The 23364-nt window shown below is 70.5% G+C and carries 19 protein-coding genes; 14 read left to right on the top strand and 5 right to left on the bottom strand.

The features are described 5' to 3' along the window. The first annotated feature begins 1 nt into the window (after position 1). From E4K62_RS04420 to E4K62_RS04390, 7 genes are all read left to right on the top strand, one after another. Positions 2-1000, top strand: a complete 999-nt coding sequence (locus E4K62_RS04420; RefSeq protein WP_240742816.1) for a thiamine pyrophosphate-dependent enzyme — start codon at positions 2-4, stop codon at positions 998-1000. Continuing rightward, on the top strand, positions 997-2022 hold the full coding sequence (locus E4K62_RS04415) for an alpha-ketoacid dehydrogenase subunit beta (RefSeq protein WP_135064042.1): 1026 nt from the start codon (positions 997-999) through the stop codon (positions 2020-2022). The genes E4K62_RS04420 and E4K62_RS04415 overlap by 4 nt, the downstream gene beginning before the upstream one ends. Further along, positions 2015-2347, top strand: coding sequence for a biotin/lipoyl-containing protein (locus E4K62_RS04410; RefSeq protein ID WP_135064039.1), 333 nt, complete (start codon positions 2015-2017; stop codon positions 2345-2347). Before E4K62_RS04415 ends, E4K62_RS04410 begins: the two co-directional genes overlap by 8 nt. Then, positions 2347-3099 carry an alpha/beta fold hydrolase gene (locus E4K62_RS04405; RefSeq protein WP_135064036.1) on the top strand — a complete coding sequence of 251 codons (753 nt, stop codon included), beginning with the start codon at positions 2347-2349 and terminating at the stop codon, positions 3097-3099. The genes E4K62_RS04410 and E4K62_RS04405 overlap by 1 nt, the downstream gene beginning before the upstream one ends. A gap of 100 nt (positions 3100-3199) precedes the next feature. After that, positions 3200-3865 carry a TRAP transporter small permease gene (locus tag E4K62_RS04400; RefSeq protein WP_135064033.1) on the top strand — a complete coding sequence of 222 codons (666 nt, stop codon included), beginning with the start codon at positions 3200-3202 and terminating at the stop codon, positions 3863-3865. After that, entirely contained in the window at positions 3862-5409 is a 1548-nt protein-coding gene (locus E4K62_RS04395) for a TRAP transporter large permease (RefSeq protein ID WP_135064031.1), read from the top strand. The genes E4K62_RS04400 and E4K62_RS04395 overlap by 4 nt, the downstream gene beginning before the upstream one ends. Before the next feature lie 80 nt (positions 5410-5489). After that, entirely contained in the window at positions 5490-6701 is a 1212-nt protein-coding gene (locus E4K62_RS04390) for a TRAP transporter substrate-binding protein (RefSeq protein WP_135064029.1), read from the top strand. A gap of 52 nt (positions 6702-6753) precedes the next feature. Here the strand turns inward: E4K62_RS04390 and E4K62_RS04385 are convergent, their stop codons facing one another. From E4K62_RS04385 to E4K62_RS04380, 3 genes are all read right to left on the bottom strand, one after another. Continuing rightward, a complete protein-coding gene (locus tag E4K62_RS04385) occupies positions 6754-8748 on the bottom strand; it encodes an acetoacetate--CoA ligase (RefSeq protein WP_135064026.1) in 1995 nt (664 codons plus the stop codon). Between the two features lie 63 nt (positions 8749-8811). Continuing rightward, positions 8812-8937, bottom strand: a complete 126-nt coding sequence (locus E4K62_RS18975) for a hypothetical protein (RefSeq protein WP_261799175.1) — start codon at positions 8935-8937, stop codon at positions 8812-8814. A 62-nt stretch (positions 8938-8999) separates the two neighbouring features. Next, complete coding sequence (locus tag E4K62_RS04380; protein WP_135064024.1) at positions 9000-10472, bottom strand: NAD-dependent succinate-semialdehyde dehydrogenase; 1473 nt, start codon at positions 10470-10472, stop codon at positions 9000-9002. A 256-nt stretch (positions 10473-10728) separates the two neighbouring features. Here E4K62_RS04380 and E4K62_RS04375 point away from each other — a divergent pair, with 256 nt between their 5' ends. Beyond that, positions 10729-12378 (top strand): thiamine pyrophosphate-binding protein, encoded by a 1650-nt coding sequence (locus E4K62_RS04375; protein WP_135064021.1) that lies wholly within the window; start codon positions 10729-10731, stop codon positions 12376-12378. A gap of 12 nt (positions 12379-12390) precedes the next feature. Here E4K62_RS04375 and E4K62_RS04370 read toward each other — a convergent pair whose 3' ends face one another. Continuing rightward, the gene (locus E4K62_RS04370) at positions 12391-13782 is read right to left on the bottom strand and encodes an MFS transporter (RefSeq protein WP_135064018.1); all 1392 of its coding nucleotides are present in this window, start codon (positions 13780-13782) and stop codon (positions 12391-12393) included. 124 nt (positions 13783-13906) lie between these two features. Here E4K62_RS04370 and E4K62_RS04365 point away from each other — a divergent pair, with 124 nt between their 5' ends. From E4K62_RS04365 to E4K62_RS04340, 6 genes are all read left to right on the top strand, one after another. Then, positions 13907-15376, top strand: coding sequence for a fumarylacetoacetate hydrolase family protein (locus E4K62_RS04365; protein ID WP_135064015.1), 1470 nt, complete (start codon positions 13907-13909; stop codon positions 15374-15376). Further along, positions 15373-16089, top strand: a complete 717-nt coding sequence (locus E4K62_RS04360; protein ID WP_240742815.1) for a GntR family transcriptional regulator — start codon at positions 15373-15375, stop codon at positions 16087-16089. The genes E4K62_RS04365 and E4K62_RS04360 overlap by 4 nt, the downstream gene beginning before the upstream one ends. Before the next feature lie 13 nt (positions 16090-16102). Continuing rightward, complete coding sequence (gene hpaE, locus E4K62_RS04355) at positions 16103-17620, top strand: 5-carboxymethyl-2-hydroxymuconate semialdehyde dehydrogenase (protein ID WP_135064009.1); 1518 nt, start codon at positions 16103-16105, stop codon at positions 17618-17620. A 25-nt stretch (positions 17621-17645) separates the two neighbouring features. After that, positions 17646-18812, top strand: a complete 1167-nt coding sequence (gene hpaD / locus E4K62_RS04350; RefSeq protein WP_135064006.1) for a 3,4-dihydroxyphenylacetate 2,3-dioxygenase — start codon at positions 17646-17648, stop codon at positions 18810-18812. 302 nt (positions 18813-19114) lie between these two features. Continuing rightward, a complete protein-coding gene (locus E4K62_RS04345; RefSeq protein WP_135064003.1) occupies positions 19115-19900 on the top strand; it encodes a fumarylacetoacetate hydrolase family protein in 786 nt (261 codons plus the stop codon). Next, positions 19885-20664 carry an HpcH/HpaI aldolase family protein gene (locus tag E4K62_RS04340; RefSeq protein WP_135064000.1) on the top strand — a complete coding sequence of 260 codons (780 nt, stop codon included), beginning with the start codon at positions 19885-19887 and terminating at the stop codon, positions 20662-20664. Before E4K62_RS04345 ends, E4K62_RS04340 begins: the two co-directional genes overlap by 16 nt. Before the next feature lie 39 nt (positions 20665-20703). On the opposite strand, the gene E4K62_RS04335 is transcribed toward E4K62_RS04340, so the two are convergent. Then, the gene (locus E4K62_RS04335; RefSeq protein WP_135063997.1) at positions 20704-23280 is read right to left on the bottom strand and encodes a CaiB/BaiF CoA transferase family protein; all 2577 of its coding nucleotides are present in this window, start codon (positions 23278-23280) and stop codon (positions 20704-20706) included. Positions 23281-23364 lie beyond the last annotated feature (84 nt).

The following is a 23364-nucleotide window of genomic DNA, read 5'->3' as shown; positions in this document are numbered from 1 at the left end:
CGTGACCGAACCCACCCGCGAGCAGGAGCGGGAGATGTACCGCTTCGTCGTGCGGGCGCGCGCGCTCGACGTCGAGCTCGTCCGCTGGCACCGCCAGGGGATCATCCCCGGTTTCCCGCCCTCGATCGGTCACGAGGCCACGCAGGTGGGAGCGGCGGCGGCCATCGACACCGACCGCGACTTCGTGTTCCCGATGTACCGCGAACTGGGTCTCGCCCTCGCCCTGGGGGTGGACATGCCGGCCTACCTCGCCAACCACAACGGCGACTGGAACGGCGGATCGTTCGACCCGGTCGCTGCCCACGTCACCCCCATCCAGGCGGTGGTCGGCTCCAACGGCCCGCACGCGGTCGGATGGGCGCTGGGTCAGAGGATCGACGGATGCGACGGCGTCGCCCTCGCCTGCATCGGCGACGGCGGCACCAGCCAGGGCGACACGCACGAGGCGATGAACTTCGCCGGCGTGTGGAAGCTCCCCGTGGTCTTCCTCGTCACCAACAACCAGTGGGCGATCTCCGTCCCCGTCTCCCAGCAGGTCGCCGGCGGCTCCATCGCCGCGCGAGCGGCCGGATACGGCTTCCCCGGGGTCGCCGTCGACGGAAACGATGTGCTCGCCGTGCGCGCGGCGGTGACCGACGCGGTGGAGCGTGCCCGGCACGGCGGCGGGCCGACGCTGATCGAGTCGAAGATCTACCGCCGCGGACCGCACGCGACCTCCGACGACCCCGGCCGGTACCGCACCCTGGACGACGAGCGCCGCGACGCCGGGGACGACCCCGTGATCCGCTACCGCCGCAGCGTCCTGGAGCGGGGGGTGATCGAGGAGTCCGATGTCGCCGAGGTGGACGCCGAAGCCGCCCGGTGGCTGGAAGGCATCCGCATCCACCTGACCACGCTCCCGCCTCGCGGCGGCGAGGAGCTCTTCGCCGACGTCTACGAGGAGCTCACCGACGACCTCCTCGAGCAGCGCGCCGCGTGGGAAGAGAGCACTCGCGCATGACCACCACGATGCGGCCCGATCCGGACGGCGCAGCCTCCACCGTGCAGACCCTCTCCGTGCAGCAGGCCCTCAATCGCGCGCTCGCGGACGAGCTGGAGGCCGATCCGCGCGTCCTGGTCTTCGGGGAGGACGTCGGCGTGCTCGGTGGCGTCTTCCGCGTCACCGATGGCCTGCAGGCCCGCTTCGGGTCGGTCCGCGTCTTCGACACTCCGCTGGCCGAATCGGCCATCCTGGGCACCGCGGTGGGCCTGGCGATCGCCGGGTTCCGGCCGGTCCCCGAGGTGCAGTTCGACGGCTTCGCCTATCCGGCGTTCGACCAGATCGTCTCCCAGGTCGCCCGCTACCGCTACCGCAGCCGGGGACGGCTGCCCATGCCGATCACGTTGCGCGTCCCCAGCTACGGCGGCATCAGGGCCCCCGAGCTGCACGGCGAGAGCACGGAGGCGTTCTGGGCGCACGTCGCGGGCCTGAAAGTGGTCAGTCCCGCAGGCGCGCACGATGCCTACCACCTGCTTCGGGCCTCGATCCGCTGTCCCGACCCGGTGATCTTCCTCGAACCGAAATCGCGGTACTGGCAGAAGGGGCCGGTCGACTTCGGGAACTCCGGCGGCGCTGAGGGAGCGAGGATCGTCCGTCCCGGCAGGCACGTGACGATCCTCAGCTGGGGCGCGATGGTCGATCGGTCGCTGAAGGCGGCCGAGATCGCCGCGGAGGACGGCGTGGAGGCGGAGGTCGTCGACCTTCGGTGGCTCTCCCCCATCGACACCGCGACCATCGTGGAGTCGGTCGGTCGCACCCGCCGGGCGGTGGTGGTGCATGAAGCGGCCCGCACGGCGGGCCTCGGCGCCGAGGTCGCCACGCGCATCTCGGAGCGGCTCTTCGACACGCTGCGCGCGCCGGTGCAGCGCGTGACCGGCTACGACGTGCCGACCCCCTCCGGCGCCCTCGAGGACGAGCAGATCCCGAGTGTCCATCGCATCCTGCTGGGGATGCAGCGAGTACTGGAGTACCGACGTGGCTGAACTGTCCTTCCCGCTTCCCGACCTCGGCGAGGGTCTGGAGGATGCGGTCATCCTGGAGTGGCACGTCGGGATCGGCGATCTCGTCGAGCGCAACGACGTCCTGGTCGAGGTGGAGACGACGAAATCGGCCGTGGAGCTCCCCTCGCCCACCTCCGGCGTCGTCTCCCGCCTCGGCGCGGAGGAGGGCGAAACGGTGCGCGTGGGCGACGCGCTGATCACCTTCGAGGTGCCGGAGGAGAGCGCCGGGATCGTGGGGAGGATCCCCGCCGTCGACGCTGACGTGCCGGTCAAGCGCGTCAAGCTGCGCCCGCCCGAGGACGACTGATGCCGACGGTTCTGACGGGGGACGCGGCCATCTCGTGGGAGGAGATCGGCTCCGCGGACGGCCGGCCTGTTCTCGTCGTGCATGGATTCGCGTCGAATGGTGCACAGAATTGGCGACGAACTGGGTGGGAAAACGCGCTCGCCGGCGCCGGCCTCCGGGGGATCGCCGTCGACCTGCGCGGTCACGGCAGCAGTGCCCGGCCGGCCGGACCCGGCAACTACCGCCTGGACCTGTTCGTGTCCGACCTCGTCGCCGTGCTGGATGCCGTCGGCGCCGAGGAGGTCGGGTATCTCGGCTATTCGCTCGGTTCGCGCCTGGGATGGACCCTCGCCATGGCGCAGCCGCGACGGATCCGGCGGCTCGTCCTCGGCGGCTTCGGACCCACGTCCCCGCTCGCCGACATCGACCTGAAGGCCGCGCGCGCCGCTGTTTTCCGCGGCACCCCGATCCTCCACGGCCCGACCGCGGCTCTCGTTCAGCAGGTATCCCTCGTGCCGGGCAATGACGTCGGGGTGCTCCTGGACGTCGTGGAAGGAGTCGGCCGGGACGCGGCCGCCATCCTCCCCGCGGACCCCGCGCCCGCCGCGCCGATGTGCATCGTCAACGGCGACCGTGACATCGTCGCCGCCGGCGGGGAGGCGCTCGCCCGCGCCGTCGGCGCGGACTTCGTGCCGGTGGCGGGGCGCTCGCACACGAGCGCGGTCTCGTCCCGCACGTTCAAGGAAGCGGCGACGGCGTGGTTGACGCGCTGATGCGGACCTTCCGGGAACCGTCGCGACGCGTGCACCGTTCGTGTACCGTCAGCCTCCGTGACGCCAGGGGACCTCTCCTGGTGACGAGGAGGGCTCGAAGGTGAGTGCACCCGGTTTGAAGGACGACCCGATCCGCGTCGTGGAGAACGCCGTGATCTGGGTGGCTGCCGTCTCGGCCATGATCGCGACACTGGCGACACTGGGCATCGTCGCCGCCTTCGTGGGCTCGGTGGTCGCCAGATGGCTGGGCGATCCGTTCGATGTGACCAACCTCGTGAGCGGACTGCTCGTGACCGCGACGTTCGCGGGTATGGCGTGGACCACCGTGCGCGGCGAGCAGGTGTCCGTGCAGGTCGTCACCGAACGGCTCGGGCCGAAGGCGAACCGCGTGCTGGACATCGTCATCTGGTCCCTCGCCAGCGGCTACCTCCTGTGGCTGCTCTGGGCGTCGGTGGACCGCGCGATCACCCGCACGTGGCCGGTTCCCGAGACCGTCGTCGACGGCGTCGGCCTCGCCCCGCTGTGGCCGTGGCGCTGGGTCTTCGCCGCCGCACTGATCCCCTTCTTCCTGGTCGTGATCCTCAACCTGGTGCGGTCGGTTCTCGGCCGGCGACCCTACGACGACGTCATGCAGTTCGACGACGCCCCGCCGAGCGACCCCACCGCCCTCAGCGACCGCGACGCGCTGCGCGCGGCGAGCCTGGCCGAGCACGAACAGCAGATCGACCAGACCCCGGCACGCGGCTCGGAGGGAGGCGCACGATGATCGATTCCACCGTCGCCATCTGGCTCACGCTCGCGCTGATGTTCCTCCTCCTGGCCATCCGCGTGCCGATCGGCTTCGCGCTCGGCATCTCCGGCGCCCTCGGGCTGATGATGGTCAAATCGCCCACCGTCGCGGTCTCCGTGATGGTCAACGAGACCTTCCAGAACTCCTACAGCTTCACCCTCACGATCATCCCGATGTTCATGCTCGTCGGCCTCTTCGCCGTGCGGGCGCGCATCGCCGAGTACGCCCTGGAGATCGCCGCCTACTTCACGCGGCGCCTGCCCGGAGGCCTCGGCGTGGCCACCGTGATCGCGGCGGCGGGGTTCTCCGCGGTGTCGGGCTCGTCGATCGCGAAGGTCGCGACGATGTCCAAGCTGGCCGTGCCCGAGATGCGACGCCACGGGTACCCCGCGGGCCTGGCCACCGGCATGGTCGCCGTCGCCGGCACCGTGGGCATCCTGATCCCGCCGAGCACGTTCATCGTCATCTACGCCGTCATCACGAACACGTCGGTGGCGCCCATGCTCGTGGCCGGCCTCATCCCCGTGGCCATCTCCTTCCTCGGCTACGTCGTGTACATCATGGCCATCGGGGCGCGCCGGGTGGGCGTGGACAAGCTGCGCAAGCCGGAGGACCTCAACTTCATCGCCTCCTACGAGTCGCTGCAGCGGGAGACTCGGGCCCGCGCGCAGGCCGAGGGCAACACGCGGCGCACCGACACCGGCACGCTGACGATGAGCATCGGGCTCAGCGCGAAGACGAAGGACTGGCGGAACCTCCCCTGGCGCGGGGTCGTGTACGTCGTGGTGCTGGCCACGGTCATCATCGGCGGCATCTTCTCCGGCCTGTTCACCCCCACCGAGTCGGCGGCGTTCGGAGCGGTGATCTCGGTCATCATCCTCATCATCGAGCGGCGCAAGCTGGGGGCGAAGGGCCTGGGGCTCCAGATCCGCGACTCGCTGCTGGACACCGCAGCGACGACGTCGATGGTGTTCTTCATCATCTTCGGCTCGGTGATCTTCTCGAGGTTCTTCGTGCACGCCGGTGTCACGCAGGGGATCAAGGATGCCGTCGGCGAATGGGAGCTGGACCCGAAGATCCTGATGGCGATCCTGCTGATCTGCCTCATCCCGCTGGGGATGTTCCTCGAGGAGATGTCGTTGCTGCTGCTGAGCGTGCCGATCATCCACCCCATCGGGATGGCGCTGGCCACCGACTTCTTCCCCAACGCCCCGACGCAGGCCGCCGCCGAGCTCCTCATGAGCATCTGGCTCGGGATCCTCATCATCAAACTGATGGAGATCGGGATGGTGATGCCACCCGTGGGCATCAACTCCTTCGTGGCCGCCGGCGTGGCGAAGGTTCGCAGCGGCACCGTCTTCGTCGGCATCCTGCCGTTCATCGTGGTCGACCTGGTCGTCCTGGTGATCCTGTACCTGTGGCCGGAGCTGACCCTGTGGCTGCCGTCCTTCGTGTCCGACGCCGTCAACGCCGCCTTCCACGGCACGCCGGCGGAGATCCCCACCATTCCCGCGCCCTGACCTGAGGGTCGCTCCCGTTCCCGACCATTCCGAGGAAACCCGCACCGTCCCGATCACACTGAACACCGAGGAGAACACCGATGTTTTCACGCAACCAACGACGACTGGCCACGGCCGTCGCGGCCGCAGCGACGGCGGTGGCCGTCCTGGCGGGCTGCAGCGGCTCGCCGGCCCCCAGCTCCGGCGGCGAGGGCGGCGGCGACTATGCCGAGGGCGAATGGGAGGTCACGATCACCTCGGTCGCCGCCGACCAGTCCGTCCTCCGCCCCGCCCAGGAGTGGTACATGGATCAGGTCGAGGAGCGCACCGACGGCGCGATCACGTTCAACCGCACCACCGCGAACGAGATCTGTGCGCAGGCCGACCAGTACGCGTGCATCGAGGACGGCAGCGCCCAGCTGCTGGTCACGGTGCCCAACTACCAGCCGTCGATCTTCGTGCCGAACTCCCTGCCCGAGATCACGTTCGGCCCGACGAACTCCGCGGCGATCACCGCGGCGATGGCCGAGCTGACCGAGACCAACGAGGACGTCAAGGCGTTCCTGGACGCGAAGAACCTGTACTCGGTGTCGACGTGGTCCGTCGGCAACATCCTGGTCGGGTCCAACACGCCGCTGGAAGGACCGGCCGACCTCGAGGGTCTGACGATGCGCACCGCCGGCACCATCGCGGCGCCCAACTTCGCCGCCGCCGGTGTCGTCCCCACACAGGTGACCGCCGACGAGGCGTACAACTCCTTCTCCACCGGCCTCGTCAGCGCGGCCGCCGGCGCCATGGACTTCGTCGTGGCGTGGAAGCTCGGTGAGGTCCTCAAGCACTGGGTCGACACCGGCCAGGGCGTGTACTCCGAGTTCGCCATGTACTGGGCGAAGGACTACTACGACGAGTTCCCCGACGACATCAAGGCGACCCTGGAGGAGGTCGCGGACGAGCTGAACTCGGGCGCGGAGATCGAGGTGTGGAAGAACGGCTACGACAGCGCCGACGGCACCCACTTCGTCGGGACCGACGAGCAGTGCGAGATGATCTCGTCCATCCCCAACGTCGAGACGCTCACGGCATGGGATGAGGAGACCGTGGCCGAGTTCGAGGAGCTCGGCGCGCTCGTGGACGGCGAGACCTACACCAACGAGGAACTCTGGGTGCGCAACGCCACCGCCGCGGGCCTGACCAACGCGGAGGGCGTCCTGGAGGACTACTGGACCCTGATCGAGAAGTACGAGGCGGAGTACGACGACCCGGCCCTCTCGATCGACCCGGTGACCTCGTGCATCGAGAGCTTCAACGGCTAGACGCCACAGCCGGTCGGAGGCCGTCGCCCCTCGGGGCGGCGGCCTCCGGTCATCACGGGGTGGATGCGTCCAGGACCGGTGCCGATCGGGTCCGGGCGAACTCCGCGAACCATTCCAGTGCGCCGGCATCGGCCACGGCCCCCAGCTGAGCGACCTCCGCGAGGGGGCGGCCCTGCAGGAGCCGCTTGACCGGCACCTCCAGCTTCTTCCCCGTGCGGTTCAGCGGAATCGCCGGGACGGCGTGGATCTCGTCCGGGACATGGCGCGGCGACAGTTCGCTGCGCAGCATCCGCGCGAACGATGCCCGCCGCTCGTCGTCCAGCGACGCCCCGCCCGCCATCTGCACGAACAGCAGCAGCCGGCCGGTCTCGGCGTCTTCGCCCTCACCCTCCAGGAACACCACGAGGGCGTCCTCGGCGTCGGGTGCGGCGTCGATCACGCGGTAGAACTCGCTCGTCCCTAGGCGCACGCCGCCACGGTTCAGCGTCGCGTCCGAGCGCCCGGTGATCTGACACGAGCCGTCGGCGTGGAAGACCGCCCAGTCGCCGTGCCGCCAGATGCCGGGGTACGAGGAGAAGTACGCCTCGTGCATGCGCGACCCGTCGTCATCGCCCCAGAACCCGACCGGCATCGACGGCATGGGCCGGCGGATCACCAGCTCCCCGGGGGAATCCAGCACCGCCTCGCCGTTCTCGTCGAACGCGGCGGCGGCCACACCCAGCGCGGAGCCGGAGATCTGCCCGTCGTACACCGGGAGCAGCGGCGCGCCCTGCACGATGCCGCTGCACACGTCGGTACCGCCGGATCCGACGTTGAGGAGGACGCGGTCTCCGAACTGCTCATGCACCCAGCGGTAGCCGTCGCGGGGCAGCGGGCTGCCCACGGCGCACAGCTGCCGCAACCGGGGGAAGGAGAACTCGGTGCGGGGGTCGACCCCCGCGGCCCGGCTTCCGCGGATGTACGCCGGGCTCATGCCCAGGACGTCGGGGTTCGTCTCCTCCGCGACACGCCACAGCTCGCGGGTGTCGGGGAAGGTGGGGTCGCCGTCGTACAGCACGACGGACGCGCCCACCAGGAGCACGGAGGGAAGGGTGTTCCACACCATCCACGCGGTCGTGGAGTACCACATCAGGCGATCGCCCTCCCGCAGCCCCCAGCTCAGACCGTGGTTCTTGAGATGCTCGAGCAGGATCCCGCCGTGGCAATGAGTGATGGCCTTGGGCTTGCCGGTGGTGCCCGAAGTGAAGATGACGAAGAGCGGGTGGTCGAAGGGGACGTGCTCGAACGTGACGTCGTCCGCGCCGCCGTCGCCGAAGTCGTCGTACCGGATCGCGTCGGGCAGGACGTAGGTGGGATAGGCCACCTCGACGACCTGCTCGAGGCTCCCGATCGCCGCCGTGATCTCCGCCACCTCGGCCGTCCGGTCGATGCTCTTGCGCCCGTACCGATAGCCGCCGACGGCGAACAGCACCTTCGGCTCGATGATGCTCAGCCGGTCGATGGCACTGGAGGCGCCGAACTCCGGCGCGCACGTCGCCCACACCGCGCCCAGGCTCACCACGGCCAGTTCGATGGCGATCGTCTCCGGGATGTTCGGCAGGTACGCCGCCACCCGGTCACCCAGGCCCACCCCTGCTTCGACGAGGCCGGTGCGCACGCGCCCCACCTCCGCCCGCAGGTCGTCGACGGTCCACTCCTGCGGGGGCCGGGTCTGGGAGTACGCGACGAAAGCGCAGCGAGTGCCGTCGCCGCGGAGCACGTGCTCGGCGTAGTTCAGCCGTGCGCCGGGGAACCACACGGCGCCGGGCATGCGCTCCTCGGCGAGCACGGCCGTGTACGGCGTGCTCGAGTGCACGCCGTAGAACTGCCAGACCGACTCCCAGAACCCGTCGAGATCCGTGATCGACCAGTCGTACAGGTCGCGATAGCCGTCGAGGCGGATGCCGCGGTGCTCGGCGATCCAATCGATGAAGCTCTGCAGGACCGACTCCGACTGCAGGTCGGCCGGCAGTTCGTACAGGACCGGGGCGACCGGGTAGGCACTCATGCCGTGAACCATACCGCGGGGGTCGCGGCGACGCGGATCCATTTCCGCCGCGCGAAACGCGGGTCAGAACGGCAGCGCGAGCAGCACGACGGCGCCGACGACCGCGACGGCCATGACCGCCGCGCTCCCCCACCACCACAGGGAGCGCCCGGCGAAGGGCCCGCTTGCCCTGTCGTGCCTGCGCGTCATCGGTCCAGTATGCCTCCGGCGGCCGCCGGGCGGATGCCCCCGCATCCGCCCCGCCCCGTCGCTCAGGCGAACGGGTTGGCCGTGAGCGTGTACTTGGTCTGCAGGTACTCGTGGATGCCCTCGGCGCCGCCCTCGCGCCCGAGGCCGGAGAGCTTCCACCCGCCGAAGGGCGCGGCGGCGTTGGATACGACGCCGACGTTCAGCCCCATCATCCCCGTCTCCAGGCGCTCGATCATGCGCTGCCCGCGGGCGAGGTTCTCGGTGAAGACGTAGGACACCAGACCGTACTCGGTGTCGTTGGCGATGCGCACGGCATCGTCCTCGGTGTCGAACGGCACGATCGCGAGGACAGGACCGAAGATCTCCTCGCGGAGGATCTCGCTGCCCGGCTGCACGTCGGCGACGACGGTGGGCTGGTAGAAGGTGCCGGGGCCGTCCACGGCCGCGCCGCCGACGGTGACCGTGGCGCCGCGCTGGACGGCGTCACCGACCAGCTGCGTGGCCTTCGCGACCGCGCGGTCATCGATGAGCGGGCCGATCTGCACGCCGTCCTCGGTGCCGCGCCCGATGCGCATGCCCTGCACGCGCTCGGTGACGCGGCGCGTGAACTCCTCGACGACCGAGCGGTGCACGATGAAGCGGTTGGCCGCCGTGCAGGCCTGGCCGATGTTGCGGAACTTCGCCTGCATCGCGCCCTCGACGGCCTTGTCCAGGTCCGCGTCGTCGAACACGACGAACGGCGCGTTGCCCCCGAGCTCCATCGACGTGCGCAGCACGCCCTCGGCGGCCTGCTGCAGCAGACGCTGGCCCACGGGGGTGGATCCGGTGAACGAGAGCTTCCGCAGGCGCGGGTCGCGGATGATGCGCTCGGACACCGGTCCGGTCGTGGAGGTCGTGATGACGTTGACGACGCCGGCGGGGACGCCCGCCTCCTCGAGCAGCTTGACGAAGAACAGGGTCGTCAGCGGCGTGAGCGAGGCCGGCTTGATCACGACGGTGCACCCCGCGGCGAGGGCGGGGGCGATCTTGCGCGTGGCCATCGCGAGCGGGAAGTTCCACGGCGTGATGAGGAAGCACGGACCCACCGGGTGCTGCGTGACGATCATGCGGCCGGTGCCCTCGGGGTTGGCGCCGTAGCGGCCCTGGACGTGCGCGGCCTCCTCGCTGAACCACCGCAGGAACTCCCCGCCGTAGGCCACCTCGCCGCGCGCCTCGGCGAGCGGTTTGCCCATCTCGAGCGTCATCAGCAGCGCGATGTCCTCGCGGCGGGCCTGCAGCAGGTCGAAGGCGCGCCGCAGGATCTCGGCGCGCTCGCGCACGGGTGTCGCCGCCCAGGCCGGGAAGGACTCCGCGGCGGCGTCCATGGCCGCGGCGCCGTCGGCGACCGAGGCGTCGGCGATCGAGCGGATGACGTCGCCGGTGGCGGGGTCGGCGACGTCGAGCGTCTTGCCCCCCTCCGCCGCGCGCCACTGCCCCGCGATATACAGGCCGTCAGGGACCGATGCCAGCAGTTCTTCCTCGCGCGACACGCTCATGTTCCGTCCTCCTCGATCGATACCTTCCCCTCCATTGTGGCCACCAGCACGCATCGCCATCGATATACACCGCGTACAGCCTCGCGCGTGCGATGGACGGCGCGTCGAGGCGCCGCGCGCATCCGGTGACCGTCCTATACTTGCCACCGTCCGGCGACTCCCCCGCGCCGGTGCCCGGAAAAGGGGCACGCAGCCGCTCGGCCAGCGCGCGAGACACATACGGCCCACCCCGTCCCCCGTCTCGAAAGGCTTCGCCATGCCCTCCGTCTCCGCCCACGTCGCCGCCACGCTCTCGCGCTCTCTCGACACCGTGTTCGGCGTGATGGGCAACGGCAACGCCTATTTCCTCGACGCTCTCGAGCGCGACACCGCGGCTCGTTTCGTCGCGGTGCGCCACGAGGCGGCGGGGGTCGCGGCGGCGGATGCATACTTCCGCGCGTCGGGGCGGATCGCCGCGGCGACCGCGACCTACGGCGCCGGCTTCACCAACACCCTCACCGCGCTGGCCGAAGCCGTGCAGGCCCGCACGCCGCTCGTCCTCCTGGTCGGCGACGAGCCGACCTCGGGCCTGCGGCCGTGGGGCGTGGACCAGATCGCCCTGGCCGACGGCGTCGGCGCCCGCACGTACACCGTGGGGCACCGGGATGCCGCGGCCACCGTCGCGATCGCCATCGAGCACGCCCACACGTATCGCGTCCCCGTGGTCCTCGCGATCCCGTACGACCTCGCCACGCGCGACGCCGGCCCCGTCCCCGCCACGGCCGATCCGGTGCCCGACCCGCAGCTGCCGCCGCGCACCCCGTTCGCCGAGGCCGTCCTCGACGGGATCGTCGAGGCGCTCGCCGGCGCCCGCCGCCCCGTCCTCCTCGGCGGCCGCGGCGCGTGGCTGGCCAGCGCCGGGGCGGTGCTCGGCGACCTGGCCGAGGCGACGGGGGCGCTCACGGCGAGCACGGCGCTCGGGCGGGGGCTCTTCCCCGACGCGCGCTTCGACCTCGGCGTCGCCGGCGGCTTCGGCGCACCCGGCGCGATGGCGCTCGTGCGGGAGGCCGACGTGGCGGTGGTCTTCGGCGCCGCGCTGAACCAGTTCACGATGCGCTTCGGCGAGCTCTTCGCCCCCGGCGCGCGCGTCTTCCAGGTGGACGTGGCGCCCACCGCGACGCATCCGAACGTCGGGGGCTATGTCCGCGGTGACGCCGCCGAGGTCGCCGGCGAGATCCTGCGGCGCCTTCGTGCGCGCGGCGCGCGCCCCTCGGACTGGCGCCACAGCGTCGACGTGGCGGCGGCACGCCAGCAGGAGCCGGGGGCCGGGACCGGACCGGATGGCCGCCTGGATCCCCGGTCGGCGGCGCTGCGCCTGGCCGAGCTGCTCCCCGAGGACCGCGTGATCGTCTCGGACGGCGGGCACTTCCTGGGCTGGTCGAACATGTACTGGCCCGTGGCATCCCCCGACCGCATGATCATGGTCGGCACCGCCTATCAGTCGATCGGGCTGGGCTTTCCCAGCGTCCCCGGCGCCGCCGTGGCGCGCCCCGAGTCGACGATCGTGCTCACGACCGGCGACGGCGGCGGCCTCATGGCCCTCGCCGACCTGGAGACCGCCGTGCGGGTGGCCGCCGGCCGGGGCATCGCGGTCGTGTGGAACGACGCGCAGTACGGCGCCGAGGTGAACAACTACGGCGTGAAGGGTCTCGCCCTCGATCCGATGCTCATCCCCGAGGTGGACTTCGCCGCCGTCGCGCGCGGCTTCGGCGCGGAGGGCGTCGTCGTACGCACCGTCGCCGACCTGGATGCGGTGGCCGAATGGACGGCCCGCTCCCCCGAGGAGCGCCCGTTCCTGCTGCTGGACCTGCGCGTCAGCGGCGCGGTGATCGCCCCGTTCTGGCAGGAGATCGCCCACGCCGGCTGACGCCGCCCCGGATCAGGCCTTGGCTGCGCCGTAGATCGGGCTGCGGGCCTGCAGCTCCTCGTGGTCGGGACCCAGCGGGATGCCGCTGCGGTCGCGCAGGAGCAGCGTGGCAATCAGCCCCAGCAGGGTCATCCCGGCGAGGTACCACGTGACCGCGTCGGTCGATCCGGTCGATTGCACGAGCGCCTGCGCGATCGTCGGAGCGAACGCACCGCCGAGGATCGCACCGATGGCGTAGGAGATCGACACTCCGGAGAACCGGATCGAAGCGGGGAAGAGCTCGGCGTACAGCGCCGCCTGCGGGCCGTACGTGAAGCCCAGGCCGGCCGTGAGCACGACCAGCCCGAGGGTCAGCAGGCCGATGCTGCCGGTGTTCACGAGCGGGAAGAGCAGCACGACGCCCACCAGCTGCGCGATCCACCCGATGATGTACGTGTTGCGGCGGCCGAGTCGGTCTCCCGCCCATCCCGCGATCCACGTGAACACGAGCCACGACACGGCGGAGATGGTGACGGCGCCCAGGACATCGGCGGTGGGCAGGCCCACGGGACCCTCCGGGTCGGTGGCGTAGCGCTGGATGTAGCCGCCCGTGGTCATGTAGCCGACGGCGTTGTTCCCGGCGAAGACCATCGCCGCGATGATCACGAGCAGCGCGTGCTTGCGGAACAGCTGCACGATCGGCATGCGTGTCTGCTCCTTGCGCTCGGAGAGCTCGAGGAACACCGGGCTCTCCTCCACACGGCGGCGCACGTAGTGGCCGATCAGGATCAGGACGAACGACAGCAGGAACGGGATGCGCCAGCCCCACTCCAGGAACGCGTCCCCGGGGGCGATGATGGCCATGAGCCCGAGCATGCCGCTGGCCAGCAGGAGCCCGAGCGGCACTCCGAGCTGCGGCGATGCGCCGAACAGGCTGCGGCGGGTCTTCGGGGCGTGCTCGACGGCCATCAGCACCGCGCCGCCCCACTCGCCGCCGGCAGAGATGCCCTGCAGGATGCGCAGCACGATGAGGAGGATCGGCGCAGCGATCCCGATCGCCTGGTAGGTGGGGAGCAGACCGACGAGCGTCGTGGCCACGCCCATCAGGACGAGCGTGAGCATGAGCACGAGACGGCGGCCGTACTTGTCGCCGAGGTGGCCGGCCAGGAAGGCGCCGAGGGGGCGGAAGAGGAAGCTGATGCCCACGGTGATGAACGACAGGATCTGCGCGAAGCCCTCGCCGGCGGGGGCGAAGAACAGCTGCCCGAAGACGAGGCCGGCCGCCGAGGCGTAGAGGAAGAAGTCGTACCACTCCACCGTTGTCCCCACGACCGTGGCGAACACGACGCGGCGCCGGTCGGTGGGGCTGGAGATGGTTCCGGTGGAGGTGAAGCCCTCGGGGCCGGTGGGGACGGGTCTGCTCATGTCGGAACTCCTTCGGACGCCGCTGTCGGGGGGAAGACGTCTGTGTCGGGATGCGGCGGCATCTTGCCCGCCTGGCATGAATGATATACGATTTGAGATACGACGCAAGAGCGAAGGAGCTCGGATGACCCCGACGGACCTGAACGATCCCCGCATCCCTGCCCTGGCCCGCCGCCCCGGCAAGATCATCGCGGTGCACCTGGCCTACGCATCCCGGGCCGACCAGCGCGGGCGCCGCCCCGCACACCCCTCCTACTTCTTCAAGCCGGCCAGCTCCCTGGCCCCCACCGGCGCGAGCATCGAGCGCCCGCACGGCACCGAGCTGCTCGCCTTCGAGGGCGAGATCGCCCTGATCATCGGCGAGCCCGCGCGCCGCGTGCGCGCGGAGGAGGCGTGGGACCACGTCGCCGCCGTCACGGCCGCCAACGACTTCGGCCTGTACGATCTGCGCGAGAACGACAAGGGCTCCAACGTCCGCTCAAAAGGCGGCGACGGGTACACCCCCATCGGGCCGGGCCTGCTCGACGCCCGCGACGTCGACCCGGCCGGGCTGCGCCTGCGCACGTGGGTCAACGGCGACCTCGTGCAGGACGACACCACGGCCGGGCTCATCTTCTCCCTCCCCCAGATGGTCGCCGACCTCTCGCAGCACTTCACGCTGGAAACCGGCGACGTCATCCTCACCGGCACGCCGGCCGGCTCCAGCGTCGTCGTCCCCGGCGACCGCGTCGAGGTCGAGGTCAGCGCCGGCGACGCCTCGACCGGGCGCCTGGAGACCACCGTCGTGCAGGGGGCGCACGCGTTCGACGCGTCACTGGGGTCCCTCCCCGCCGTCAACGACACCCAGCGCGCGGAGGCGTGGGGTTCGCGGGAAGCGGCCGGCCTGCCCGCAGCCCCCGTCCTCTCCCCCGAGCTGCGCGACAAGCTCACGCGCGTCCCCGTCGCGGGCCTGTCACAGCAGCTGCGCAAGCGCGGGCTGAACAACGTCACGATCGACGGCGTGCGTCCGATGCATCCGGGCAGCAAGCTCGTCGGCACGGCGCGCACGCTGCGCTTCGTCCCCGGCCGCGAAGACCTCTTCGCCGCCCGCGGCGGGGGGTACAACGCGCAGAAGCGCGCCTTCGACTCCGTCGGCGAGGGCGAGGTCATCGTCATCGAGGCCCGCGGCGAGACCGGCTCCGGCACGCTCGGCGACATCCTGGCCCTGCGCGCCCAGGCCCGCGGGGCGGCAGGCATCGTCACCGACGGCGGCGTGCGCGACTACGACGCCGTCGCCGAGATCGGGCTGCCCGTCTTCTCCCGCGGGGCCCACCCCGCCGTCCTCGGCCGCAGGCACGTGCCGTGGGATGTCGACGTGGCGATCGGATGCGGCGGCACGACGGTCGAGCCCGGCGACATCATCGTCGGCGACGGCGACGGCGTTCTCGTGATCCCCCCGGCCCTGGCCGAGGAAGTGGCAGACGCCGCCCTCGCGCAGGAGGAGGAGGACGCGTGGATCGCCGCTCAGGTGAAGGCGGGGCATCCCGTCGACGGCCTGTTCCCGATGAACGCCGAATGGCGCGCGCGCTACGACGCGGAGCGGAGCGGCCGGTGACCCTGCGACAGGATCCCGAGGCGGACGCCCACGCGCCGGACACGTCGCGCAGCAAGTCGCAGCAGGCCTACTCCTGGATCAAGGAGCGGATCACCGGACAGCAGTTCACCGCCGGCTACCGCCTCGTCCTCGGGTCGATCGCCGGCGAATTGGGGATGAGCGTCGTCCCCGTCCGCGAGGCGATCCGCCAGCTCGAGGCGGAAGGCCTCGTCACCTTCGAGCGCAACATCGGCGCGCGCGTGTCGATGGTCGACGACTCGCAGTACCGCTTCAGCATGCAGGCCCTCAGCATCCTCGAGGGTGCCGCCACCGCGCTGTCGGCCCGCGCCCTCACGGTCGACGACGTCCGCCGCGCGCGCGCCATCAACGAGCAGATGATCCGCACCCTCGAGAACTTCGACCCGCGCGCGTTCACGAGCCTCAACCAGGAGTTCCACGCGACGCTGTTCGAGCGGTGCGCGAACCCGCGCATGCTCGACCTGGTCCGCGCCGAGTGGGCGCGCCTCGGGCATCTGCGCGAGTCGACCTTCAGCTTCGTGCCCGGCCGCGCCGCCGAGTCGGTGCGCGAGCACGAGAACATCCTCGCCCTCATCGAGGCGGGGGCACCCCTCGCCGACATCGAGCACGCCTCCCGCCGGCACCGCTCGGCCACCCTCGACGCCTATCTGACCCACGAGCACCCCGGCGAGGCCCTCGGCCTCCCGACGTCCTGAACAGGAGAACGCCATGACCGACCCGCGCCACATCCCCACCGACCTGCCCACGCGCATCCAGCACTACATCGACGGTCAGTTCGTCGACTCCGTCGAGGGCGGCACGTTCGACGTGCTCGACCCGGTGACCAACGAGACCTACCTGCAGGCCGCGGCCGGCACCAAGGCCGACGTCGACCTCGCCGTCGCCGCCGCGCGGCGCGCGTTCGCCGAGGGGCCGTGGCCGCGGATGCTGCCGCGTGAGCGCGCCCGCATCCTGCACCGCATCGCCGACCTCGTCGAGTCGCGCGACGCGCGCCTGGCGGAGCTGGAGTCCTTCGACTCCGGACTGCCGATCACGCAGGCCCTGGGGCAGGCGCGGCGGGCGGCGGAGAACTTCCGCTTCTTCGCCGACCTGATCGTGGCGCAGACCGACGACGCGTTCAAGGTGCCGGGGCGCCAGATGAACTACGTCAACCGCAAGCCGATCGGCGTCGCCGGCCTCATCACGCCGTGGAACACGCCCTTCATGCTCGAGTCGTGGAAGCTCGGCCCGGCTCTCGCCACCGGCAACACCGTCGTGCTGAAGCCCGCCGAGTTCACGCCGCTGTCCGCCTCGCTGTGGGCGGGGATCTTCGAGGAGGCCGGGCTCCCGCAGGGTGTGTTCAACCTCGTCAACGGCCTGGGCGAAGACGCCGGCGACGCACTCGTGAAGCACCCCGACGTGCCGCTGATCTCCTTCACGGGCGAGAGCCGCACGGGACAGATCATCTTCGGCAACGCCGCGCCGTACCTCAAGGGCCTGTCCATGGAGCTGGGCGGCAAGTCGCCGGCGATCGTGTTCGCCGACGCCGACCTGGAGGCTGCGATCGACGCGACGATCTTCGGGGTGTTCTCCCTCAACGGCGAGCGCTGCACCGCAGGCAGCCGCATCCTCGTCCAGCGAGACGTGTACGACGAGTTCGTCGAGCGCTACGCGGCACAGGCCGAGCGCGTCGTCGTCGGCGACCCGCAGGACCCGGCCACCGAGGTCGGGGCGCTCGTGCACCCCGAGCACTACGACAAGGTCATGAGCTACATCGAGATCGGCAAGACCGAGGCGCGCCTGGTCGCCGGCGGCGGTCGCCCGGAGGGCTTCCCCACGGGCAACTACGTCGCCCCGACGGTGTTCGCCGACGTCGCCCCCGACGCGCGCATCTTCCAGGAGGAGATCTTCGGCCCGGTCGTGGCGATCACGCCGTTCGACACCGACGAGGAGGCCCTCGCCCTGGCCAACGGCGTGAAGTACGGCCTCGCCGCCTACGTGTGGACGAACGACCTCAAGCGCGCGCACAACTTCGCGCAGGCCATCGAGGCGGGCATGGTGTGGCTGAACTCCAACAACGTCCGCGACCTGCGGACCCCGTTCGGCGGAGTGAAGGCCTCCGGCCTGGGGCACGAGGGCGGCTACCGCTCGATCGACTTCTACACCGACCAGCAGGCCGTGCACATCACCCTCGGCGCGGTGCACAACCCCACCTTCGGCAAGACCGACGCCGCCGCATCCCACTGACCCTCCCGATCCGCAAGGAAGCGACATGTCCCACCGCGACGATATGACCCTCACCTCCTCCGGCTTCTACGTGTCGCAGGAGGCGCCCATCGCCACCGACAACCCCATCCCCACCCCCTCGGCGCCGGCGCCCGACATCCTGCGCTGCGCGTACATGGAGCTCGTCGTGACCGATCTGGCCGCCTCGCGGCAGTTCTACGTCGACGTACTGGGCCTGTACGTCACGGAGGAGGACGGCGAGGCGATCTACCTGCGCTCGACGGAGGAGTTCATCCACCACAACCTCGTGCTCCGGCAGGGTCCGGTGGCCGCCGTCGCGGCGTTCTCCTACCGCGTGCGCACGCCGGAAGACCTGGACAAGGCCGTCGCCTTCTACTCCGAGCTCGGCTGCCGTGTCGAGCGTCGCGAAGGCGGCTTCACCAAGGGCATCGGCGACTCGGTGCGCGTGGAGGATCCGCTCGGCTTCCCGTACGAGTTCTTCTACGCGACCGATCACGTCGAGCGTCTCGCGTGGCGGTACGACCTCCACATCCCCGGTGAGCTCGTGCGACTGGACCACTTCAACCAGGTGACCCCCGACGTCCCGCGCGCGGTGAAGTTCATGCAGGACCTGGGCTTCCGCGTGACCGAGGACATCCAGGACGAGGAGGGCACCGTCTACGCGGCGTGGATGCGCCGCAAGCCCACCGTGCACGACACCGCTATGACCGGCGGCGACGGGCCGCGCATGCACCACGTCGCCTTCGCCACGCACGAGAAGCACAACATCCTCGCGATCTGCGACAAGCTCGGCGCCCTGCGCCGCTCGGACGCGATCGAGCGCGGCCCCGGCCGCCACGGCGTCTCGAACGCGTTCTACCTGTACCTGCGCGACCCCGACGGGCACCGCGTGGAGATCTACACGCAGGACTACTACACCGGCGACCCGGACAACCCCGTCATCACGTGGGACGTGCACGACAACCAGCGCCGCGACTGGTGGGGCAACCCCGTCGTGCCGTCGTGGTACACCGAGGCATCGCTCGTGCTCGACCTCGACGGCAACCCGAAGGAGGTCGTCGCCCGCACCGACACGTCGGAGATGGCCGTCACCATCGGCGCCGACGGGTTCTCCTACACGCGCCGCGACGAGGGCGAGGAGTCGATGCCGGAGTACAAGCAGGGCGAGTACAAGCTCGGCCACCAGCTCTGACCCCGGCCCGCCGCCCGGACTCCTCAAGATCGGCCCGGCCGGGCCCGCCCGGCGGGTTTCGGCCGGATCCGGCCCCGGAATTGCGGAGTTCGGAAAGCCGGCGGCCCGACCGGGCTGCTCCCCCGGCGGAGCCGCCTCCCCCGGCGGAGCCGCCTCCCCCGGCGGAGCCGCCTCCCTGCCACCCGAACTCCTCAAGATCGGACCCGGCCGGGCCCGCCCGGCGGGTTTCGGCCGGATCCGGCCCCGGAATTGCGGAGTTCGGGAATCGGGGCTCGCTAGTCTGACAACGAAGGAGACCACCCATGCTCGACGCAGAGACCATCGCCGCGATCGCGGCCGAGCTCGCCGAGGCCGACCGCACGCACGGTGTCATCCCGCGCATCACCGCGCGGTACCCCGAGGCCACGGTGGAGGACTCCTACGCGATCCAGCGGATGTGGCGCGACGCTCGCGTAGCCGACGGCCGGCGCCTCGTCGGCCGGAAGATCGGCCTGACCTCGAAGGTCATGCAGGCGGCCACGGGCATCAGTGAGCCGGACTACGGCGTCATGTTCGACGACACCGTGTGGGAGAACGGCTCGGTGCTGCGGCACGCGGACTACTCCAATGTGCGCATCGAGGTCGAGCTCGCGTTCGTGCTGGCGCATCCGCTCGAGGGCCCGGCGTGCACGCTGTTCGACGTCCTGCGCGCGACGGAGTACGTCGTCCCCGCCCTCGAGGTGCTCAACTCCCACATCGAGCTCGAGGGCCGCACGATCGTCGACACCATCGCCGACAACGCCGCCTACGGGGGCATGATCCTCGGCGGCAACCCCACGGCACCGGATGCGGTGGACCTGCGCTGGGTGTCGGCGCTGCTGTACCGCAACGAGACGATCGAGGAGAGCGGGGTCGCCGCGGCGGTGCTGAACCACCCCGCTGCCGGCGTCGCGTGGCTCGCGAACAAGCTCGCCCAGCACGGCGACCGGCTGGAGGCGGGCGAGGTCATCCTCGCTGGCTCCTTCACCCGGCCCATGTGGGTGCACCCGGGCGACACCGTCCTGGCCGACTACGGACCGATGGGGACCATCGCATGCCGCTTTCTCTGACCCCGACCTTCCGCGACGCCCTCGCCGCCGCCGACCGCCCGCTCGCAGGCATATGGGTGTGCTCGGGCAGCCCCCTCGTGGCCGAGATCTGCGCGGGCGGCGGATTGGACTGGCTCCTGATCGACATGGAGCATTCCCCCAACGGACTGGAGGGCGTGCTGGCGCAATTGCAGGCGATCGCTGCCTACCCGGTGACCCCGGTGGTGCGGGTGCCGTCCGGCGACGTGGTCGCCATCAAACAGGTGCTTGACCTCGGGGCCCAGAACATCCTGGTTCCGATGGTGTCCTCGCCCGAGCAGGCGCGCGAGCTGGTCGCGGCGGTGCGCTACCCGCCGCGCGGCGTCCGCGGCGTGGGCTCGGCGCTGGCCCGCTCCGGTCGCTGGAACCGCGTCGACGGGTACCTCCAGGACGCCGACGCGCACGTGTCGCTGTTCGTGCAGGTCGAGAACGTCGAGGGCGTCGCCGCGGCGGCCGAGATCGCCGCCGTCGACGGCGTGGACGGCGTGTTCGTCGGCCCGAGCGACCTCGCCGCCTCGATGGGGCTGCTGGGGCAGCAGACGCATCCGGATGTCGTGGCCGCCGTCCACCGTGCCTTCGACGCCGTGCGCGCGGCAGGAACGGCGGTGGGGGTCAATGCGTTTGATCCGGCGGCCGCCGAGGCTTATGCCGACGCCGGCGCAGCCTTTCTCCTTGTAGGGTCGGACGTCTCCCTTCTCGCGCGCGGCGCGGAGGCGTTCGCCGAGCGATGGTCGCGGGACGCCTGATGCGGTGGCGCACCGGACCGTCTCCGCACTGCTGTGCGCTCACACCACGGCACGCTGCTGTAGCTCGGCCACGTCGGCGGGCGACATCCCCAGGATCCGGGTGAGCACGTCGTCGGTGTCCTCGCCGTAACACGGCGAATGCCGATCCTTCAGTCCACCGATGTGTACGGGCGTGGCGCTGAAGGTCACAGGGAAGTCCTTCGCGGGCCACGCACCGAACTCCGAGTGGACGAGTTCGACGAGCCAGCGACGCTGGCGCAGTTGCGGGTCGAGCTCGACCTTGTCGTGCGCGTCCTGAGTCACGCCGGCGGGTACCCCGCGCGCCTGGAGTGCGTGCATCAGCTCGTAGCGGTCCCACTGCCGCGTGCACGTCTGCAGCAGCGCATCCAGCTCATCCTGGTTCTCCAGACGCCCCGCCAGGGTCGCGAATCGATCGACGCCGGCCCACTCGGGAGAACCGAGCACCTCCACAAGGCTGCGCCAGTGACCCTCGGTGAACGCCGCGATGGCCACCCACCGATCCTCTCCATCGGCACGGTACGCCCCGTGGGGCGCCGCCTGCTTGTACGGCGAGCGGTTGCCGTACCGGCTCCACGAACGCCCGTTCGCGGTGAAATCGAGCAAGGCCGAGCCCTGGAGGTAGATGCCGGTCTCCACCTGCGAAGAGTCGATCCAGCAGCCGCGGCCGGTCATGTCGCGGTGGTACAACGCCGCCAGCATCGCGGTGGCCATGTTGTAGGCGCCGAACCAGTCGAGGTAGGAGTATCCGATGCCTGCCGGGGGCCACGGTCGAGGGAACCCCGACATCTCGGTCAGGCCCGAGAACGCCTGTGCCGTGGGCCCGAAAGCCTTGGCGCCGCCGTAGGTGCCGCGCTGGCCCAAACCCGACTGCTGGACGTAGATGATCCGGGGATTGAGTTCACGCAGACGCTCGTAGCCGAGCCCCATCCGATCCATCGTCCCCGGCGAGTATCCCTCCACGACCATGTCCGCGGTCCGGATAAGGTCCTCGAGCACGGCCCTTCCCTCCTGGGATTTCAGGTCGAGGGACAGGCCAAGCTTGCCGGTGTTGATCTCGTTGAAGTTCGCGGATTGGTTGACGCTCTTCTGCTGCGGGTACCGCATCGGTGCCGTCGCCGCGTCGCGCTCTGCGCGATCGGGGTAGGGCATGCCGGCGAACCGCATGCCGTCCAGCCGCGACATGTGCTCCACCTTGATGACCTCCGCACCCATGGCGGCGAGGAACCGACCGGCCCCGGCCGAGGCCAGCATCCAGCTCAGATCGACGATGCGGACGCCGGCCAACGGCAGCGGAGCACCGTGCACGCTGGCGCCGACGGTGTCGGGGGGCGCGGCACGGTGCGGGCCGGAGACCGGCCGTCGGGCTGCGCTCGCGTTGGACCAGTCCGCCGCCACTTCGTCGGTATGCTCCCCCAGCAGCGGCGGGCGCCGGTCCAGGCGCCACGACACCTGCTCGCTGTACCACCGGGCACCAACATAAGTGAAAGTCCGTCCCAACTCCGGATGCTCCACCTCGGTGTAGGTGTGCCGCATCCGCCAGTGTTCGTCGTCGAGGTTCTCCTCCGGCGCGCGCACAGGCGCCCAGGTGAGACCTTTCGCGAGCATCTCCCGCCACAGGTCGGCGTCGAACCGTGACCGGGCGATGAGCTTGTCCATCCGGTCCGCGATCAGGTCGGCGTGCGCCACCCGGTACGCGGGTTCTTCCCACTGCGGGTCGTCCAGGTCGCCCTGCATGCCGTATTCCCGCAGGGTCGCGATGTCGGCGGGCCAGCTGTCGGGGAAGTTCTTGACGTAGGTGGTGTAGGGCATCACGTAGCGGCCGTCCTTGGTAGGGGCGATCGCGCGGGTCGTCAGAACCGGCGACGCGTGGCGCCCGGTCTGCCGCATGTACGGAATCCGCAACGCCACCCACATGGGGTGGTCACTCTCTGTGCAGGTCGCGCTGGCCTGGTGCACGGATTCGCTCAGGTACTGCCCGCGGCCGCTGACCATCCGGTGGCATGCCGCGGCGATGATCGACATCACCATCTGCTCGCCGGCAATGTGATAAGCGTGCCACATCTGCGGCGCGATGGGCGGGGTGTCGTAGCGCCCTCGCGGATCGGGATCGTATCCCGAGTTCATCATCATGCCGCCGAGAGCGAGATGTATCAGGTCGCTGCCCTGATACTCGACCCACGGGCCATCCTCGCCGAAGTGCGTGATCTTCGCGTAGATAAGTCCGGGGTTCACCTCCGCGAGCGCCGCTGGGCCGAGTCCGCGCTGCTCGAGATACCCGCGAGGGCGGGTGTCGAGGATGACATCCGCGTCGGCGGCCAGCCGACGAAAGGCGTCGACGCCGGAGGCGGTGTCCACGTCGATCACCACGCTGCGCTTGCCGTGATTGTAATGCCAGAAGTGAAGACTCCGGTCGCCGTGCGCAACGTCGTCGAGGAATGGTCCATACCCCCGGGTCACCTCCCCTTCCGGGGGCTCCACCTTGACGACGTCGGCCCCGAGGCCCGCGAGCAGCTTGCCCGCGTACTCCCCCAGTTCGTCGGCCACCTCGAGGACGCGCAGTCCCTGCAAGTACGTGTTATCGGTCGCTGCGGGCACGGGTACTCCTTCGTATCGGTCCGTTTCCCATCTGAACGGCGCCCGGAAGGAAAGTCATTGTGGTCGTCCCCAACAGCCAGGCCC

Origin of the sequence: Microbacterium wangchenii (assembly GCF_004564355.1) — a bacterium.
In the GTDB taxonomy this organism is placed as follows: domain Bacteria; phylum Actinomycetota; class Actinomycetes; order Actinomycetales; family Microbacteriaceae; genus Microbacterium; species Microbacterium wangchenii.
Note: the sequence above shows the minus strand (reverse complement) of the source record. Positions and strands in the feature narration are given on the sequence as shown.

Excerpts from the sequence above, each read along its gene's own strand:
- E4K62_RS04395 (WP_135064031.1), top strand. The coding sequence starts at position 3,862 with ATGATCGATTCCACCGTCGCCATCTGGCTCACGCTCGCGCTGATGTTC.
- E4K62_RS04390 (WP_135064029.1), top strand. The coding sequence starts at position 5,490 with ATGTTTTCACGCAACCAACGACGACTGGCCACGGCCGTCGCGGCCGCA.
- hpaE (WP_135064009.1), top strand. The coding sequence starts at position 16,103 with ATGACCGACCCGCGCCACATCCCCACCGACCTGCCCACGCGCATCCAG.
- E4K62_RS04375 (WP_135064021.1), top strand. The coding sequence starts at position 10,729 with ATGCCCTCCGTCTCCGCCCACGTCGCCGCCACGCTCTCGCGCTCTCTC.
- E4K62_RS04370 (WP_135064018.1), bottom strand. The coding sequence starts at position 13,782 with ATGAGCAGACCCGTCCCCACCGGCCCCGAGGGCTTCACCTCCACCGGA.
- E4K62_RS04340 (WP_135064000.1), top strand. The coding sequence starts at position 19,885 with ATGCCGCTTTCTCTGACCCCGACCTTCCGCGACGCCCTCGCCGCCGCC.
- E4K62_RS04345 (WP_135064003.1), top strand. The coding sequence starts at position 19,115 with ATGCTCGACGCAGAGACCATCGCCGCGATCGCGGCCGAGCTCGCCGAG.
- E4K62_RS04365 (WP_135064015.1), top strand. The coding sequence starts at position 13,907 with ATGACCCCGACGGACCTGAACGATCCCCGCATCCCTGCCCTGGCCCGC.
- E4K62_RS04385 (WP_135064026.1), bottom strand. The coding sequence starts at position 8,748 with ATGAGTGCCTACCCGGTCGCCCCGGTCCTGTACGAACTGCCGGCCGAC.
- E4K62_RS04405 (WP_135064036.1), top strand. The coding sequence starts at position 2,347 with ATGCCGACGGTTCTGACGGGGGACGCGGCCATCTCGTGGGAGGAGATC.
- hpaD (WP_135064006.1), top strand. The coding sequence starts at position 17,646 with ATGTCCCACCGCGACGATATGACCCTCACCTCCTCCGGCTTCTACGTG.
- E4K62_RS18975 (WP_261799175.1), bottom strand. The coding sequence starts at position 8,937 with ATGACGCGCAGGCACGACAGGGCAAGCGGGCCCTTCGCCGGGCGCTCC.
- E4K62_RS04380 (WP_135064024.1), bottom strand. The coding sequence starts at position 10,472 with ATGAGCGTGTCGCGCGAGGAAGAACTGCTGGCATCGGTCCCTGACGGC.
- E4K62_RS04415 (WP_135064042.1), top strand. The coding sequence starts at position 997 with ATGACCACCACGATGCGGCCCGATCCGGACGGCGCAGCCTCCACCGTG.